Origin of the sequence: Chryseobacterium sp. JV274 (assembly GCF_903969135.1) — a bacterium.
In the GTDB taxonomy this organism is placed as follows: Bacteria; Bacteroidota; Bacteroidia; order Flavobacteriales; family Weeksellaceae; genus Chryseobacterium.
The window spans coordinates 4,596,055-4,611,915 of sequence record NZ_LR824569.1; the positions used below are offsets into that span (position 1 = coordinate 4,596,055).

At 37.8% G+C, this 15,861-nt stretch carries 15 protein-coding genes; 6 read left to right on the forward strand and 9 right to left on the reverse strand.

What is annotated here, in order from left to right:
- Positions 1–32: 32 nt before the first annotated feature.
- From dnaJ to proS, 5 genes are all read right to left on the reverse strand, one after another.
- Positions 33–1,151, reverse strand: coding sequence for a molecular chaperone DnaJ (gene dnaJ, locus CHRYMOREF3P_RS21270; RefSeq protein ID WP_180565462.1), 1,119 nt, complete (start codon positions 1,149–1,151; stop codon positions 33–35).
- 101 nt (positions 1,152–1,252) lie between these two features.
- Positions 1,253–1,792 (reverse strand): nucleotide exchange factor GrpE, encoded by a 540-nt coding sequence (locus tag CHRYMOREF3P_RS21275; protein WP_374200551.1) that lies wholly within the window; start codon positions 1,790–1,792, stop codon positions 1,253–1,255.
- A gap of 204 nt (positions 1,793–1,996) precedes the next feature.
- Positions 1,997–3,331 carry an Nramp family divalent metal transporter gene (locus CHRYMOREF3P_RS21280; RefSeq protein WP_180565463.1) on the reverse strand — a complete coding sequence of 445 codons (1,335 nt, stop codon included), beginning with the start codon at positions 3,329–3,331 and terminating at the stop codon, positions 1,997–1,999.
- Positions 3,332–3,444: 113 nt separating this feature from the next.
- On the reverse strand, positions 3,445–4,773 hold the full coding sequence (locus CHRYMOREF3P_RS21285; protein ID WP_077415367.1) for an OmpA family protein: 1,329 nt from the start codon (positions 4,771–4,773) through the stop codon (positions 3,445–3,447).
- Positions 4,774–4,891: 118 nt separating this feature from the next.
- Entirely contained in the window at positions 4,892–6,367 is a 1,476-nt protein-coding gene (gene proS / locus CHRYMOREF3P_RS21290) for a proline--tRNA ligase (protein ID WP_077415886.1), read from the reverse strand.
- Positions 6,368–6,511: 144 nt separating this feature from the next.
- Between proS and CHRYMOREF3P_RS21295 the strand changes: the two genes are divergently transcribed.
- Both CHRYMOREF3P_RS21295 and CHRYMOREF3P_RS21300 read left to right on the forward strand, forming a co-directional pair.
- Complete coding sequence (locus tag CHRYMOREF3P_RS21295; protein WP_077415365.1) at positions 6,512–7,615, forward strand: prolyl-tRNA synthetase; 1,104 nt, start codon at positions 6,512–6,514, stop codon at positions 7,613–7,615.
- Between the two features lie 29 nt (positions 7,616–7,644).
- On the forward strand, positions 7,645–9,054 hold the full coding sequence (locus CHRYMOREF3P_RS21300) for an OmpP1/FadL family transporter (protein ID WP_180565464.1): 1,410 nt from the start codon (positions 7,645–7,647) through the stop codon (positions 9,052–9,054).
- A gap of 57 nt (positions 9,055–9,111) precedes the next feature.
- Here the strand turns inward: CHRYMOREF3P_RS21300 and CHRYMOREF3P_RS21305 are convergent, their stop codons facing one another.
- Positions 9,112–9,840 carry a ZIP family metal transporter gene (locus CHRYMOREF3P_RS21305; protein ID WP_077415361.1) on the reverse strand — a complete coding sequence of 243 codons (729 nt, stop codon included), beginning with the start codon at positions 9,838–9,840 and terminating at the stop codon, positions 9,112–9,114.
- Positions 9,840–10,565, reverse strand: coding sequence for a class I SAM-dependent DNA methyltransferase (locus CHRYMOREF3P_RS21310; protein ID WP_077415359.1), 726 nt, complete (start codon positions 10,563–10,565; stop codon positions 9,840–9,842). The genes CHRYMOREF3P_RS21305 and CHRYMOREF3P_RS21310 overlap by 1 nt, the downstream gene beginning before the upstream one ends.
- Before the next feature lie 137 nt (positions 10,566–10,702).
- Here CHRYMOREF3P_RS21310 and CHRYMOREF3P_RS21315 point away from each other — a divergent pair, with 137 nt between their 5' ends.
- From CHRYMOREF3P_RS21315 to CHRYMOREF3P_RS21325, 3 genes are read left to right on the forward strand one after another with little or no spacing between them, the layout of a single operon-like run.
- Complete coding sequence (locus tag CHRYMOREF3P_RS21315; protein WP_180565465.1) at positions 10,703–11,869, forward strand: class I SAM-dependent RNA methyltransferase; 1,167 nt, start codon at positions 10,703–10,705, stop codon at positions 11,867–11,869.
- Between the two features lie 29 nt (positions 11,870–11,898).
- A complete protein-coding gene (locus CHRYMOREF3P_RS21320) occupies positions 11,899–12,327 on the forward strand; it encodes a branched-chain amino acid ABC transporter substrate-binding protein (RefSeq protein ID WP_180565466.1) in 429 nt (142 codons plus the stop codon).
- A 44-nt stretch (positions 12,328–12,371) separates the two neighbouring features.
- On the forward strand, positions 12,372–12,539 hold the full coding sequence (locus tag CHRYMOREF3P_RS21325; RefSeq protein ID WP_180565467.1) for a hypothetical protein: 168 nt from the start codon (positions 12,372–12,374) through the stop codon (positions 12,537–12,539).
- Positions 12,540–12,609: 70 nt separating this feature from the next.
- On the opposite strand, the gene CHRYMOREF3P_RS21330 is transcribed toward CHRYMOREF3P_RS21325, so the two are convergent.
- Together CHRYMOREF3P_RS21330 and CHRYMOREF3P_RS21335 are read right to left on the reverse strand one after the other, a co-directional pair.
- A complete protein-coding gene (locus CHRYMOREF3P_RS21330) occupies positions 12,610–13,416 on the reverse strand; it encodes a helix-turn-helix domain-containing protein (protein WP_180565468.1) in 807 nt (268 codons plus the stop codon).
- Positions 13,417–13,455: 39 nt separating this feature from the next.
- Positions 13,456–14,469, reverse strand: a complete 1,014-nt coding sequence (locus tag CHRYMOREF3P_RS21335) for an SDR family NAD(P)-dependent oxidoreductase (protein WP_180565469.1) — start codon at positions 14,467–14,469, stop codon at positions 13,456–13,458.
- Between the two features lie 207 nt (positions 14,470–14,676).
- Here CHRYMOREF3P_RS21335 and CHRYMOREF3P_RS21340 point away from each other — a divergent pair, with 207 nt between their 5' ends.
- Positions 14,677–15,681 carry a glycosyltransferase gene (locus CHRYMOREF3P_RS21340; protein WP_180565470.1) on the forward strand — a complete coding sequence of 335 codons (1,005 nt, stop codon included), beginning with the start codon at positions 14,677–14,679 and terminating at the stop codon, positions 15,679–15,681.
- The last annotated feature ends 180 nt before the right edge of the window (positions 15,682–15,861 follow it).

The window sequence follows — 15,861 nt, forward strand, 5'->3', positions numbered from 1 at the left end:
AAAAAGAGACTTAAAAAAGTCTCTTTTATATATTAATTGAATAAATCTTTTACTTTATCAAAAAAAGTTTTTTCCTTTCCGGATGGTTCTGCAACCATTTCTCCGCTGGACATCTGCTTTTCAAAGAAATCTTTCTGTTCTTTAGTAAGCTTTTGTGGCGTCCATACATTGATGTGGATAAACATGTCTCCTTTTCCGTAGCTGTCGATACTTGGAAGTCCTTTTCCAGCCAATCTTAAGATCTTTCCGGATTGAGTTCCCGGATCAATGGTAATTTTTACCTTTCCTCCAACAGTAGGAATTTCTTTTTTAGTTCCTAAAGCAGCCTCAGCAAAAGAAACATACAGCTCCTGGTGAAGATTATCGCCTTCTCTTTTGATGATTTGATCTACTTCCTCTTCAATGATTACCAATAAGTCTCCCGGAATTCCACCAAATGGTGCGTCATTTCCTTTTCCTCTTACATTAAGCTGGATACCGTCTCTCGCTCCTGCAGGGATATTGATCGTGATTTCCTCTTCATCTTTGATAAGACCTTGTGCATTGGCTCCTGCAGGAATCTTGTCAGCAACTTTTCCAATTCCCTGGCAAGTACTACACGTTGTTTGAGTCTGCATTTGACCGAACATGGTATTCATTACTTTAAGCTGAACACCGGAACCGTTACAGGTAGGACATGTTTTTGAAGTGGCACCTTCTGCCATCTTCATTTTTTTTACTTTAATGGTTTTCTGAGTTCCGTTTACCATTTCCTCAAGGTTCAGCTTGATTCTGATTCTTAAATTAGAACCTTTCACCTGCTGACGGCCTCCACCGCCTCCACCGAATCCTCCGAAACCACCACCGAAAATATCTCCAAACTGACTGAAAATATCCTCCATGTTCATTCCGCCTCCGAAGCCTCCGCCTCCAAATCCGCCGTTTCCTCCTACTCCGGCATGACCGAACTGGTCGTATCTTGCACGTTTCTGATCGTCGCTTAGAACCTCGTAAGCTTCAGCGGCTTCTTTAAACTTTTCTTCAGCCTCCTTATCACCAGGATTTTTATCCGGGTGAAATTTGATAGCCATTTTACGGTATGCTTTTTTTATTTCATCGGCCGATGCAGATTTGCTGATCTCAAGAACCTCGTAATAATCTCTTTTTGACATGACAATTTTATAATTGATTGTTGATAAATGATAAAAGATATTGTAAAGCTAATAAGTGAAACATTCATCAATTATCACTCACCATTTATCATTTATTAATTTTAATTTCCTGTTACTACTTTTGCAAAACGGATTACTTTATCACCTAAAGTATATCCCGTTTCAATAACGTCTACGATTTTTCCTTTCAAATCTTCTGATGGAGCAGGGATCTGAGTAATCGCTTCATGGAAATCAACATTAAAGCTGTCACCAGCTCTTACTTCCATTGTTTGTAAGCCTTTTTCGGTAAGTTTATTTTTGAATTTCTGATAGATCAGTTCCACCCCTTGAAGGTCAGCCGGATTTCCGTTTTTAGCGATTTCCTTTAATGCTCTTTCAAAATCATCTAAAACCCCTAACATTGAAACCATCATCTCCTGATTAGCATACTGGAAGAATTCCATCTTCTCTTTGCTTGTTCTTTTTTTATAGTTTTCGAATTCAGCATACAATCTGATGTAACGGTCTTTTTCTTCTGCCAAAAGTTCCTCCGGCGAAGGTGCTGCTGTCACATTGTCCTGAGATGTTGCGTCATTCTGAACATTGTTTTCTTCCTGATTATTGATGCTTTCTTCGTTAATATCCTGGTTTTCCATAATTCAATATTTATTTACTGATTGTTTGACAAAGAGCCTGCCAAATCCAAAATCTGGACATTAAGGCAGAAAAATGCATGATGATGAATAGTGAATAAATCAATCCGCTTCGCTTGTGAATTTGTTGTAGTGTGAAATTAAAAATTGACCATTGACCATTCACTTAATAATGCCCAATAGTCAATTTAAAAACTATCGTTGTATTTTTTATTCTCCCATAAACGTTTGATACAAAAGGTACAGGTTTAAAACAATGATAATAATGGAAATGGCCCACACGCAGATTTTAAGAAACGGTTTGTTGACAAATTCTCCCATTTTCGCTTTATCATTGGTAAACATAACCAAAGGGACAACAGCAAAACTCAGCTGCATAGATAGAATTACCTGGCTTAAAACCAATAACTCCGTTGTTCCCTGTTCACCATAAAGAATAGCAACAATAAGAGCCGGAATGACGGCAATAAGTCTTGTGATTAGCCTTCTTAGCCACGGTTTTAATCTGATATTTAAAAAACCTTCCATTACGATCTGTCCCGCAAGAGTTCCTGTTAATGTAGAGTTTTGTCCGGATGCCAATAAAGCAATAGCAAACGCAATACTTGCCATGGAAGCTCCCAGAATAGGGGTCAGCATTTTATAGGCATCATGGATATCTGCAACATGTTCGTTTCCTGTTGTATGGAATGTGGCTGCTGCCAGAATAAGTATTGCGGCATTAATGAAGAATGCCAGCATCAATGAAACCGTGCTGTCCAGGGTTGCAAACTTTATGGCCTCTTTTTTTCCTTCTGTATCCCGGGTATAATCTCTGGTCTGTACAATGCTGCTGTGCAGATACAGGTTGTGGGGCATTACTGTAGCTCCTAAGATCCCGATGGCAATATAAAGCATTGCGGGATTCTGAATGATTTCTTTTTGAGGAACCAATCCTCCCAGAATTTCATTGAAAGCAGGCTTAGAAATAACGATTTCATAGACAAAACAGGCCAGGATAATGAATATAAGACCTCCTACAATACTTTCAATCCATCGGAAACCTTTGGCCTGAAGTAAGAGAATAATTAAAACATCCACTGTGGTAATGACAATTCCCCAGGTCAGCGGAATATGAAATAACAGGTTTAATGCTATGGCGGAACCAATGACCTCGGCGAGATCACAGGCCGCAATGGCTATTTCACAAAATACCCAGAGAATAAAATTGGTGGTAGGGCTGAAGTGATCCCTGCAGGCCTGTGCAAGATCTCTTTCAGCAACAACTCCGAGTTTCACGGATAGATGCTGTAGAACCATCGCAAAAATGTTGGAAATAAGAATTACGGATAGCAGGGTATACCCAAACTGAGCTCCTCCGGCGATATCCGTAGCCCAGTTTCCCGGATCCATATATCCTACGGCAATCATCAGTCCCGGTCCTGCAAATGCAAGATATTTCCTCCAAAAATTTGCATTTTTAGGAACTTTGATCGATGAATAAACCTCTGATAAGGAATGAGATGTTTTATCTTTTCGCCAGGCGTTTTTTATATTGAAATTCATAAATGTTAGAAATGACTAACAAATTTAATTAAATAAATGTAAACAGAGAAATCACGGCATAAAAAAATCCCGGAAATTGCTTTCCGGGATCTAATTTTTATTGAATCTAAAGATTATTTTGCAAATCTTACAGACATTTTTCTATCAGCAGCTCTTTCTGCGTCAGAAGCTTTTGCGTCTACTTTAGCAAATTTGCTTCCATAACCTTCTGCTTCTAAAACCTGAGCTCCAACTCCAGCTTTTGCTAAAGCTGCTTTAATAAATTCAGCTCTGGCTTTTGATAATTTTACGTTTGAAGCTTCGTTTCCTGTTTTATCAGTGTAACCACCGATTTTGATTTTTGCATCAGGGAAAGCTTTAAGAATAGCCACTAAGTTATCCAACTGTCCTTGTGAACCTGCTTCAAGTTCAGTAGAACTTCCCATTTTGAAATTAACATGGTCGAAATCGTACCATTTATCTTTCAATGCTGAATCATCAGCTGCATTTTTGTAAGCTCCGGATTTCAGGAAAGTAATCATCTGATCCTCCATACCGCCTTTATAACCTTTTAACATCACACCATTAAGATCAATGTTTTCATCGGTTTTAGCAGTAGCCGGAACAGGTGTTGCAGTTCCTGTTGTAGCTGTATCTGCAGTAGAACTTGTTGTTGCTGAGTCAGACGTACTGGTAGTTGTGGTAGTCGTCTGTTTTTTCTCGCACTGTTTCCATAAGAAATATCCGGCTGCCAATAACAGTAAAAGCGGAAGCAGCCATTTCCAGATGGAGCCTCCGCCTTGATTATTGTTATTATTATCGTTAAATTGTTCTCTTATTTCTCTTGCTCCTTCAGAAACATTTTCTCTTGCTGTAGCAACACCTTCTGCGATGTTATCTTTAGCAGTAGAAGTTACCGAAGAAACTGTTTCCTTCGCCTGGCCAAACCAATTTTCAGCTCCTAATCCAAAGGAAGCCAAAGAAAGACCTGCTGGCAATAAGGAAGAAATAATGCCTTTCTGATCGTTCAGCAAGCTGGAAATACCTGAAGCACCTAAATTATTGTCTGCCGCATATTTTCCAACCGTGCCTACCGTAGCTCCAGTCACCAGGTTTAACAAAGAACCTGCAGAGGTATTGCTTACTCCTGAAAAACTGGCAATGGAATTTACCAATCCGCTTATTTTATCTCCAAAAATTGAAGACAACAAGTTAGAAATAATAGGGTTGCTAGATGAACCACCTAATAAATTTCCTAAAATTCCACTTGAAGAGGCTTGTGTAATAGCTTCCACAACGCCAGGCTTATCTGCACTATTGGCTAATCCACCTACTACAGCAGGTAATAATCCACCAATTGCTTTAGAAATACCGGATTCACTTTCTCCAAACTGCGAAGCAGCCTGTGAAACTAAAGCGGGACCTAATTGTCCTTTAATTAAATCAATGACATTTAAAGACATAATAATAAATTTTTTTGATTAATGTTGAGATAAATTTAAACAAAAATCCGTCCAAATGTCACTTTTTTTTGAATATTTCTTTAAAAATTAACGATTTTTTTCTAAATCATTAAAATTTTTAATAAGCTTTTGCGAATAATACACGTCTCTTAGAAGGTTTTCCTGAAATCAAAGACATTCCTTCTTCTATATCATCATCTAAAGGAATACATCTGATTGTTGCCTTTGTTTCATCCTTGATCTGTTCCTCTTCTTCAGCCGTACCATCCCAGTGAGCATAGATGAAACCTCCTTTCTCTTCCAGAACTGTTTTGAACTCTTCATAAGTATCAACTTTCGTCATATTATTTTTTCTGAATTCAAATGCTTTATTATAAAGGTCCTGCTGAATAGTTTTTAATAACTCTTCAATATAAGAATCCAGACCTTCAATAGAACGAACTTCTTTCGTCAGATTATCTCTTCTCGCGATTTCCACAGATTTATTTTCCAGATCTCTTGGTCCCATTGCGATTCTAACAGGAACTCCTTTCAATTCATATTCTGCAAATTTCCATCCTGGTTTGTTCTGAGTATCATTATCAAATTTCACAGAAATACCTTTAGCTCTCAGTTTAGCCTGAATATCCAAAGCTACTTCACTGATTTGCTCTAGCTGCTCTTCTCCTTTAAAGATCGGAACAATCACTACCTGAATCGGTGCCAGAGTAGGTGGCAATACCAATCCGAAATCATCAGAGTGCGTCATAATCAAAGCTCCCATCAAACGAGTTGATGTTCCCCATGATGTAGCCCATGCATGTTCTATTTTTCCTTCTTTATTAGTGAATTTTACGTCAAATGCTTTTGCAAAATTCTGCCCTAAGAAGTGAGATGTTCCTGCCTGTAAAGCTTTTCCATCCTGCATTAAAGCTTCAATACAATAGGTTTCATCAGCTCCTGCAAATCTTTCAGATGGAGTTTTCAACCCTTGAATTACCGGCATTGCCATAAAGTTTTCTGCAAAATCTGCATATACTTTATTCATCTTTTCTGCTTCTTCAACAGCTTCATCTTTCGTAGCGTGAGCGGTGTGGCCTTCCTGCCATAAGAATTCTGCCGTTCTTAAGAAAAGACGTGTTCTCATTTCCCAGCGAACAACATTCGCCCATTGGTTGATCAATATCGGTAAGTCTCTGTAAGACTGAATCCAGTTTTTGTAGGTATTCCAGATAATTGCTTCCGAAGTAGGACGAACGATAAGTTCTTCTTCCAATTTTGCATCCGGATCCACGATCAGTTTAGATGGATTGTCCGGATCTGTTTTTAATCTGTAGTGAGTAACAACAGCACATTCTTTTGCAAAACCTTCTGCATTTTTTTCCTCAGCCTCAAACAAGCTCTTGGGCACAAAAAGCGGGAAGTATGCGTTAACGTGACCTGTTTCTTTGAATTTTCTATCCATTTCATCACGCATTTTTTCCCAGATCGCATAGCCATACGGTTTGATCACCATACATCCACGCACGCCTGAGTTTTCAGCTAAATCAGCTTTTACAACCAGCTCATTATACCATTTGCTGTAATCTTCGCTTCTTGAGGTTAATTTTGCCATTATTTTTTTTAATTTTTTTAACTTTTGTACATTATTGTTATCTAAAAATAAAAATCTATTTTTGATAGATTTTTTTACCAGTATTTTGGTACATTTTTGGTACAGATTGCAAATATAATTTAAATTAAAAATTTTTACGTTATCATGAAAAGAAATATACATAAAAATTTGCTTGGTCTGCTAAGATCCAAAGGGGTGTTGGCTATATCAGGCGGATTATTACTTGTGTCTTGTGGTGCTCAGATGGGAGGGTATAGCGAGACGGATGGGGTGTATTACGACCCCAATAAGGATACGCTACCTGAAGGAGTTATCATCAATGATAGCGGAAACAGAGTAGGAGAATACTATGACTATTATCAGGATTCCAATGTTATTCAAAATGCACAGACGAATTCCCGAGAACAGCAAAACAGATATAATGACTGGAGCAATACCAATCCGAATTGGAACTCCAACGCTACAGATTCAGACTGGGGACTTTATGCAGGTTCTCAAACCAACTATTATGACAACTCATGGGGATCTCCTTGGGGATGGTATGGTGGTTATAGCCCGTATTGGGGTTGGGGTATGAACCGTGGCTGGGGCTGGGGTGCTAGTATGTCCTGGGGGTGGGGCGGATCATTCGGCTGGGGCTGGGGAGGCTCTTACGGATGGGGAAGCCCATACTGGGGATATGGTGGATATTACGATCCATTCTGGGGCGGCTACGGAAACCCTTATTGGGGATACGGAGGCGGTTACTGGGGTGGTGGCTACTACAACAGACCAGTGTATAGAAGAAGCGGTGCTAGTGGAGGAGGATTCCAGAATACAGGTGTAGCAAACGCAGTATACAGAACCAATACGGCTAATTCAGGCTTCAGAAATACTAATGGCGGTTTCAGAAACGGAAATAATGGAGGTTTCAGAGATTCTAATTCAAATGGCGGTTTCAGAAATAGTAATGGAGGATTTAGAAACACAGATAATGGTGGCTTCAGAAATTCCAACTCAAATGGCGGTTTCAGAAATACACAGTCCAATGGTGGATTCCGTAATACAGCACCACAGACAAGACCTAACTATAATTATCAGCAACCACAGCCTAGAAACAACAATAGTGGAGGCTTCAGATCTAATGATTCAGGAGGTTTCAGATCTAGTGGCGGCTTCAACTCCGGTGGCGGCGGCTTCAGAGGCGGTTCTTCTGGCGGCGGTGGCGGAATGAGATCCGGCGGCGGAGGAAGAGGTGGATTCAGATAATTTTCAAACGAATAAACTATTAAAAAATAATGTTAAAAAAATCTTTAGTATTAATGAGTATTTCTGCTGCATTTTATGCACAGGCTCAGGATGTTTCTGTGATAAGAAATACCGTGGATGTTTACTCAAGTACTCCTATGGTGGGATCGGCTAAGTTCAATGCAATGGCTGGATCTAATGGTGCGCTAGGTGGTGATGCAAACTCTTTGCTTACCAACCCGGCAGGTTTAGGGGTAGCTATTTCAGGAGAGGTTTCAGGAACTTTATCTATTTTAGGCAATAAAAACAGCAGCTCTTTAGCTGGATCTACCATAGACTATAGCAAAACTAAGGGAGACCTTGGAAATGCAGGCGGGATCATTGCTTTCCCACTGATGACAGAAACCGGATGGAAGTTTATTAATATCGGTATTAATTTCTCCAATCAGTCTCTTGATAATGTCATTCAGTCACCGGGTAATAACAATGTTGTCTACGCCTTTGATAAAGATGATATAACCAAGGATGCTGCATTGGCAGGACATATATATGAAAGATATGGTAATCTGTCAAAGATGAGCTTTGGGGTAGGAGCCAATTATAATCATAATTTATATTTAGGGGCGGGTTTCAATTTTTTCAATGCTTCAGTTGATCAATATGATACTTTATTTTACCGAAATCTTGCCAATAATTCTACGGAAGGATTCAGTAAGCAGGATACTCCTTATACAGAAAGATCTTCAGGTTTTTCTGCTTCATTAGGGGTGATCGGAAAACTAAGTCCTAATTTCAGAGTGGGAGCATCCCTTGAGACTCCTACATTCTGGACAATAGACAGAAATTATTATTTCTATAACGATCCTGTTTACGGGGACGATATGGGTGCTGAAAACAGAAAGTTTACTTCACCGCTTAAAGCAACAGTGAGTGCTGCATTTGTAGCAAGTAAAAACTTCTCTTTGAACGTAGATTATACCCTTGGACTTACAAAGCCTGATTATAAAGTATACGGCGGTGCAGAAAGATCATTAAATGATTTCTTTAAAGAGAATTACAAAAACCTTTCTGAAGTAAGAGTAGGAGCTGAGTACAGAGTACAGCAGTTCAGACTGAGAGGAGGTTATGCTTACCAGTCAAGTCCTTTTGATGCACTTACGATCAGTAGATTTAATGATGCAGGAAGCGTAGGAGATCAATCATACAGCAACATGATGCTAAGCGATAGAAATACGCTTTCTTTCGGTATCGGGTATGATTTCAAATCTTTCTATGTAGATGCATCTTATCAGAATATCTCATCTAAGTATACTAACCCTTTTATGAGAGGATATATGGACGGAAATTCTGATTCATCTTATTATTCTGCTAACAACATTTTTGAAAGTGATGCATATGCAGCAAGTGAGGTTAAAAATAACAGAAATAATTTCTTCCTTACAGTAGGATGGAAGTTCTAAGCTTTACATAAGCTATATACAATAAAAAAGCTCCGGATTCCGGAGCTTTTTTATTTTTTAATGAGAATGGGCAACAGGATGTTGGTGGAAGAGATGCATCATTAATGCAAGTGAAACTCCTAAAACAACCAGTCCGATCTTTACCCAGTCAATATTGTGATTTTTATTGCTTTCAAAAATGATCACTGATGAAATATGAAGGAAAATTCCCCCTACGATAGCCAGAAAATAGGGCTGAAGATCAGGATTGAAATAGTTTCCTAGCAACATTCCCATTGGAGAAGCCAGGGCAAATAAGGCTACAATGAGAATAGAGGGGTACGATGAAGAACTTTTTGATTCTCCTTTTCTGTTAAATAAAAATGCTCCCAGAATAAATGAAATAGGGAGATTGTGAAACACAATTCCCCAAAGATAAGGAGACATCTCGTGTTTTTCATTGGCAAGAGGAATTCCTTCAATGAAAGCATGAATAAACAATCCTACCATTAAAGCAGCAGGAAGAATATTGTGTTCACTATGATGATGGAAATGCCCATGTTCAAAACCTTTGGTAAGAGCCTCCAGAATCATCTGCAGAAGAACTCCTGCGATTACAAATATCCCAAGATTGCTGCTCCCTGCAGAAGTGTAAACCTGCGGGAAAACTTCATTGAGGCAGATTGTAATCAAAAAACCGGCACTCAATATCAAAAGATTTTTAGCCAGTTTTTCTTTTTTACCAAAGTGTTTTCCCAGAAATACGCCTGTTACGACACTTAAAATCAGTAAAAGTACTGTTGTCATTATTTTTTCTTAAATAAATTGATACAACGTGGGGAATTTTCTTTATTAAATTCATTCAGCTGATAATCTCCCCAGATTTTTATTCTTTCAAAGCCACATTCCGAAGCATAGTTGTGAATAGCTTCCAATGTATGAAGCTTTACCTTTTCAAAAAAATGAAACGGCTTACCGTCAGCTTCAAAACGGATATCTTTGATGACATGTCTGCCTTCGATTTTTTTCAGGATTTTAAAGTCTATATTATCGCGGGTGATTGCTGTTTCCGGTACTAAAGTATTTCTTACATATTCTTCATTCAGATAATCCAGTACAAAATATCCTCCGGGCTTCAATGCATTGTAAACAGACTGAAATACCTTTTTATCATCATTTTCATTGTCAAAATACCCAAAACTTGTAAATAAATTGAATACAGCATCCATAGGATCAGCATCAATTGGGTTTCTCATATCATGAACTTCAAAAATCAAGGTTTGATTTTCATACTGTTTATCAGACTCAATGCTTTGTCTAGAAAGGTCAAGACCCAAAACATCATACCCTAATTTATTAAGAAAAACAGAGTGTCTTCCCTTTCCGCAGGCAAGATCTATGATTTTCGACTGAGGCGGCAACTGAAGGTCCGCTGTGAGCTTTTTAATGAAGTTTTCAGCTTCAGTATAGTCTCTGTTGCTATAAAGCAAATGATAATAAGGGGTATCAAACCAAGATTCAAACCATTCCATAATGCAAAAATAACTAAATTTGTGCGGTTAAAAGCAAAGTATTTTACAACATTAAGAGATTGAAAATTTCAATTGGACAAGGAATTGGATGGCTAATCTTTTAATTATTAAAGCTTTAAATCTTTTAATTCATACTTATGGATACAGAAAATATTAAAATACAGATAAAGACATTCTTCGGATTGGAGCAGATTCTGGCAGAAGAAATCAAAAAATTGGGTGGTAGGAATGTTGAAATTAAAAACAGGGCAGTAAATTGTGAAGGAGATCTTGGTTTTCTTTACAAGATCAATTACTCTGCGAGAACAGCATTGAAAATACTGGTTCCGATTCATGAGTTCAAAGCTTTTAATCAGCATCAGTTCTACGATAGATTGTTCAAATTTGAATGGGAAAACTTCATGAATGTTGATCAGTCTTTCTCTATTGATGCTACAGTAAACTCTGAAACATTCAAGCATTCTCAGTTTGTGACTTTAAAAATGAAGGATGCGATCGTGGATTATTTCCAGGAAAAATTCAAAAGACGTCCGAATGTGGAAACGAGAAATCCGGATATCAAATTCCATCTTCATATTGACAGAGAATTGGTGATGATTTCAATGGACTCTTCCGGTGATCCTTTATTTAAAAGAGGGTACAGAAGAGAGCAGGGAGAAGCGCCTATCAATGAGGTTCTTGCAAGCGGAATGCTTCAGCTGGCAGGCTGGGACGGAAAAGGAAATTTCCTTGATCCTATGTGCGGTTCAGGAACATTATTGATTGAAGCAGCAATGATTGCGATGGATCTTCCGGCTCAGATCTTCAGAAAGAGATTCGGCTTCCAGAACTGGAATAACTATGACGCAGAATTGTTTTCGAAAATTAAAGAATTCAGAATTAACAGAGTAAGACAGTTTGATGGAAAAATTGTAGGGTATGACATTGATGGAAAAATGCTGAATGCTGCAGAAATGAATGTAGAAGCAGCAGAAATGGAAGATGTAATTGAGATCAAAAAACAGGATTTCTTTGATTCTAAGAAAGAATTGTTCCCTTTATTAATGGTATTCAATCCACCTTACGACGAGAGAATTTCTATCAATGATGATGATTTCTACAAGAAAATAGGAGATACTTTCAAGACCCATTATCCGAATACCTTAGCGTGGCTGATCTCTTCAGACCTTGAAGCGGTAAAGAAAATTGGTCTTCGTCCTTCAAGAAAGATTAAACTTTTCAACGGAAAACTGGAAACGAGATTTTTACAGTACGAAATGTATGAGGGAACGAAGAAGATACATAAGCTGGAAGATAATAAGTAACAGTTTGTATCGTTTAAAATAATAAACTGATGGCTTGGAATTTTCTTGATGGACTTGATATAATTGTAGATGTATTGGAACTATTTGGTTCTGGTTCTGGTTCACGTTCAACTTCTGATAGAAAAAGCCTGAACTATGATGAGAAGCCACAAAAAAAGAGTTCAAAGAGATACAAATATTTCACAGAGAAAGTAAGTGCAGTATTTATCATATTGGCTGCATTTTCTTTTTTTATTGTTTTTAAAGATCCTTTACCTGCGCAAAATTATACACAAACTTTGGTGGTAACTTCCTTAATAGGAGTTGGAATTTCGTTTGTACTATTTTTTATCCTGCATGTGATAGAGTTTTATTATTTTAAAAATATTTCTAAACTGCTTCTGTTCAGCTGTTCGGTAATTGTTTTCTTTATTTCTGTGGTCATGTGTATCTATTTCAGATCTGGTTGGTTTATATAACACAATTGGTTATAAACTAAAAATTAATAAACTTTGAGATTAAAATGTCCTGGAATTTTTTTGAAATATTTGATGTAGTTTTAGATGTATTCGGTCTGTTTAGCTCTGGATCAAAATCATCACGTTCAAAACCTAAAAGAAAGGCTTTAAATCATAATGTAATAGCTCAAAAGAAAGAGTTAAAAGATCCAGATATTTCACAGGAAAAATAATATCAGTAGATTATTAATTTAATTAAATAATAAAAACAGGTTGTACTTATATGGTACAACCTGTTTTATTTTATCGTGCCAGTGAAGGTGCAAACCCATACTGTTTTTTAAAGGCGTGCGAAAAATGCGACAGATCTTCAAAGCCTACTTCCAGGAAAATGTCAGAAGGTTTTTTATTCTTTTCAGACAAATGATAATAGGCGAGTTCAAGACGCTTTTGAGTAAGCCATCGCTGCGGTGTCGTTTGAAAAATCTTTCTGAAATCACGGTTGAAAGTAGATAAGCTCCTGCCTGTAAGATATCCGAACCGTTCCAAAGGCATATTGAACATATAATTCTTTTCCATAAAATGAATAAGATCCACTTTTCCGGGCTCATCGAAATCGGCGAGTATAGAATCTATATCCGGATCAATTTCCCTTACAATACTGATCGCCTCGGTAATCTTTAAATGAGCAATGTTTTCAGGAAATGGCCCTTCCATCTCAAAATAGGGTATTAGAGAAGCAAGACAGCTGTTCAAAAGCGGATGACTGTCAAAGCTGTGAATGCTGGATTCACGATATCCGGTCTTCCTCTGAAAATCAACAGAACTGTAAAAATCTTTCAGACGTTCTGTGGTAAGATGCATGGCTACTGCTTTATGAGGAAGCCCGTCTTTGGGATAATTAATGATTGTTGCCAGATGATTTCTTGGGATCAGAAATAGATCTCCCGCTTTGAAAACATAGGTTTTATCTGCCTGAATAATTTTCGTTTCTCCGGATATAAACCAGACCAGCATATGATATTCAAAAACCGTTTCCGTTTTGAACAGCTTATCATCATAACTGGAAAGCTTGATATCCGGTGTGAGGTATTGTATCTGGAAATCCATTGTCAGAAGTTTTTCATTACAAATGTATTTAAAAAACAATTATTTGGCATCAAAGCGGAATCCCAACATCTCTTCACTCAGTTTCCACAACTCTTCCGCATTTTTTTTGTCAATAGAATAGGGCTGTACTCCGCGGATGGTAGCCGGTTCATCAAACCTGTGCTCAATCTGTCCTCTGTCGATCTCCGCAATATCACAGTTTTCACAATACACTCCACCTATTTCGTTAAGCTGAGGACTTACAGCACACCAGATTGTCGTAGCAGCCCCTTGTGAAATCGTTTTTAAACGTGCTTCAACCTCCGGTTTGATATTTCCGTTTTCATCATGCGTTCCAAGTTGTTTAAAAAGTTCAACAGGTTCTTCTCTGCCTAGATCAGTACCATATACAGAACCGGGATGAAGGGAATAGGCTCTGATGTTAAATTCTTTTCCTCTTTCATCAAGTTCTACGGCAAATAGATTGCAGGCTGTTTTGGATTGTCCGTATCCGGATAAGGTATCATAGTCTCTTTTCTCAAAATTAGGATCTTCAAAATCAAAAGGAGACATCTGATGGCCATAAGAAGAAACACTGATCACCCTTGCTCCATCTGCTTTTTTCAGAGCCGGCCATAATTTTGCGGTAAGGTGAAACTGCCCAAGGTAATTGGTCGCCAGTTGAGACTCAAAACCTCTGCTGTCTCTGCGAAGAGGAACCCACATGATTCCTGCATTATTAATAAGCAGATCCAGGCTTTTTCCTGATGCTGTAAATCGTTTTGCAAAAGTATCAATAGAAGATGGATTCATCAGGTCCATTTCTTCAAGTTCAAAATTTTCAATTCCCGATAGATTTTTTCGTGCCTTTTCAATATCTCTTGCCGGAATAATTACCTGTGCTCCGGCTGAGATCAATACTTTTGTGGTTTCAAGACCAATTCCTGCATAACCGCCGGTGATGATCACCGTTTTTCCGGTAAGATCGATTCCTTTAATAACTTCCTGAGCTGTTGAATACGCATTAAACCCTGATTGAACGGGCTGTTGCAATGCATTGATAGTTGATTCCATTTTTTATTGTTTTAAATTTCTATAGCAAAATTAGAGTAGATTCCCCGTGTTTATTTTGTTTAAAATGTCAAATTTGTTGGCTCAGAATTTCATTTGTAAAATCTATACAGTAAAAAGGATAAATGGAACTTCGTTAATTTCTCTGAATAAGCTGTTAAACTGTTTGTAGGTTGTTCTGCGAATAAGTAATTTTGAAAAATTTTCAATTTGAAGCCTACTATTTCCATTGTCGTTGCCATTTACAACCGAAAAGATGAACTTTTTGAGCTGCTGACTTCTCTTACCCAACAGACGGATAAGGAGTTTGAGATCATTATTGTAGATGACGGTTCTCTGATCGACCTGAAACCTACTATCGAAAACTTTGAGCAGGGGCTGGATATTAAATATTTCAGAAAAGATAATTCAGGACCTGGATTGACAAGAAATTATGGAGCAGCAAGAGCAGCCAATGAATGGCTGGTATTTGTAGACAGTGATGTCATCGTTGAAAAAGATTATATTGAACATATTAAAAATGATATTCTTACAATTCCCTGTGATGCATTTGGAGGTGCAGATAAGGCTCATAAAGGATTCAATCTTATGCAGAAGGCTATTTCCTATTCCATGACCTCTGTTTTTACTACCGGAGGAATCAGGGGAAGTAAAAAAGCTGTTTCTAAATTTCAGCCCAGAAGTTTTAACATGGGAGTGAAAAAGTCTGTTTTTGAAAAGGTAGGTGGATTTTCAGAAATGAGAATAGGAGAGGATCCGGATCTGTCTATGACGCTTTGGGAAAATGGATTTACTACTGCTTTTTTTGACAATATTGCTGTTTATCACAAGCGTAGAGTCGATTTTGGAAAATTCTCCAAGCAGGTCTATCAGTTTGGCTGTGCAAGACCAATCCTTAATCAGAGACATCCCAATTATGTAAAGATCTCGTTTGCATTTCCTACTTTATTTATGTTAGGATATGCAATGGGCTTTCTGGAGTATTTTATTATGCATAGAGGGATAATCCTTTCTTTTTATGGATTGTACACCTTTTTGGTGTTGTTTCACGCTTTATTACTGACTAAAAATATCAGCATTGCCGGTATGGCCGTTATTTCCACCTATATTCAAATGTTTTCTTACGGCTATGGATTCCTGAAATCCTGGATTCTGCTCAATGTTTTCAGAATGAAACCGGAGGATGCTTTTCCACATCATTATTATAAGAAATAGCAGGGATATTATCTGTAAAAGAAAGAACAATAAGAATAGGCTTTCGCCTATTTATCAAATCCATAAGATGTTCCAATGGCTTTAGCCAAAACCTAAAAGATTATACACAATGTTTGCTATTTCGGAGAGATCATGAGTTTGAATTTCCCAACCGTAAAAGACAGGTTATATACTTCTTCA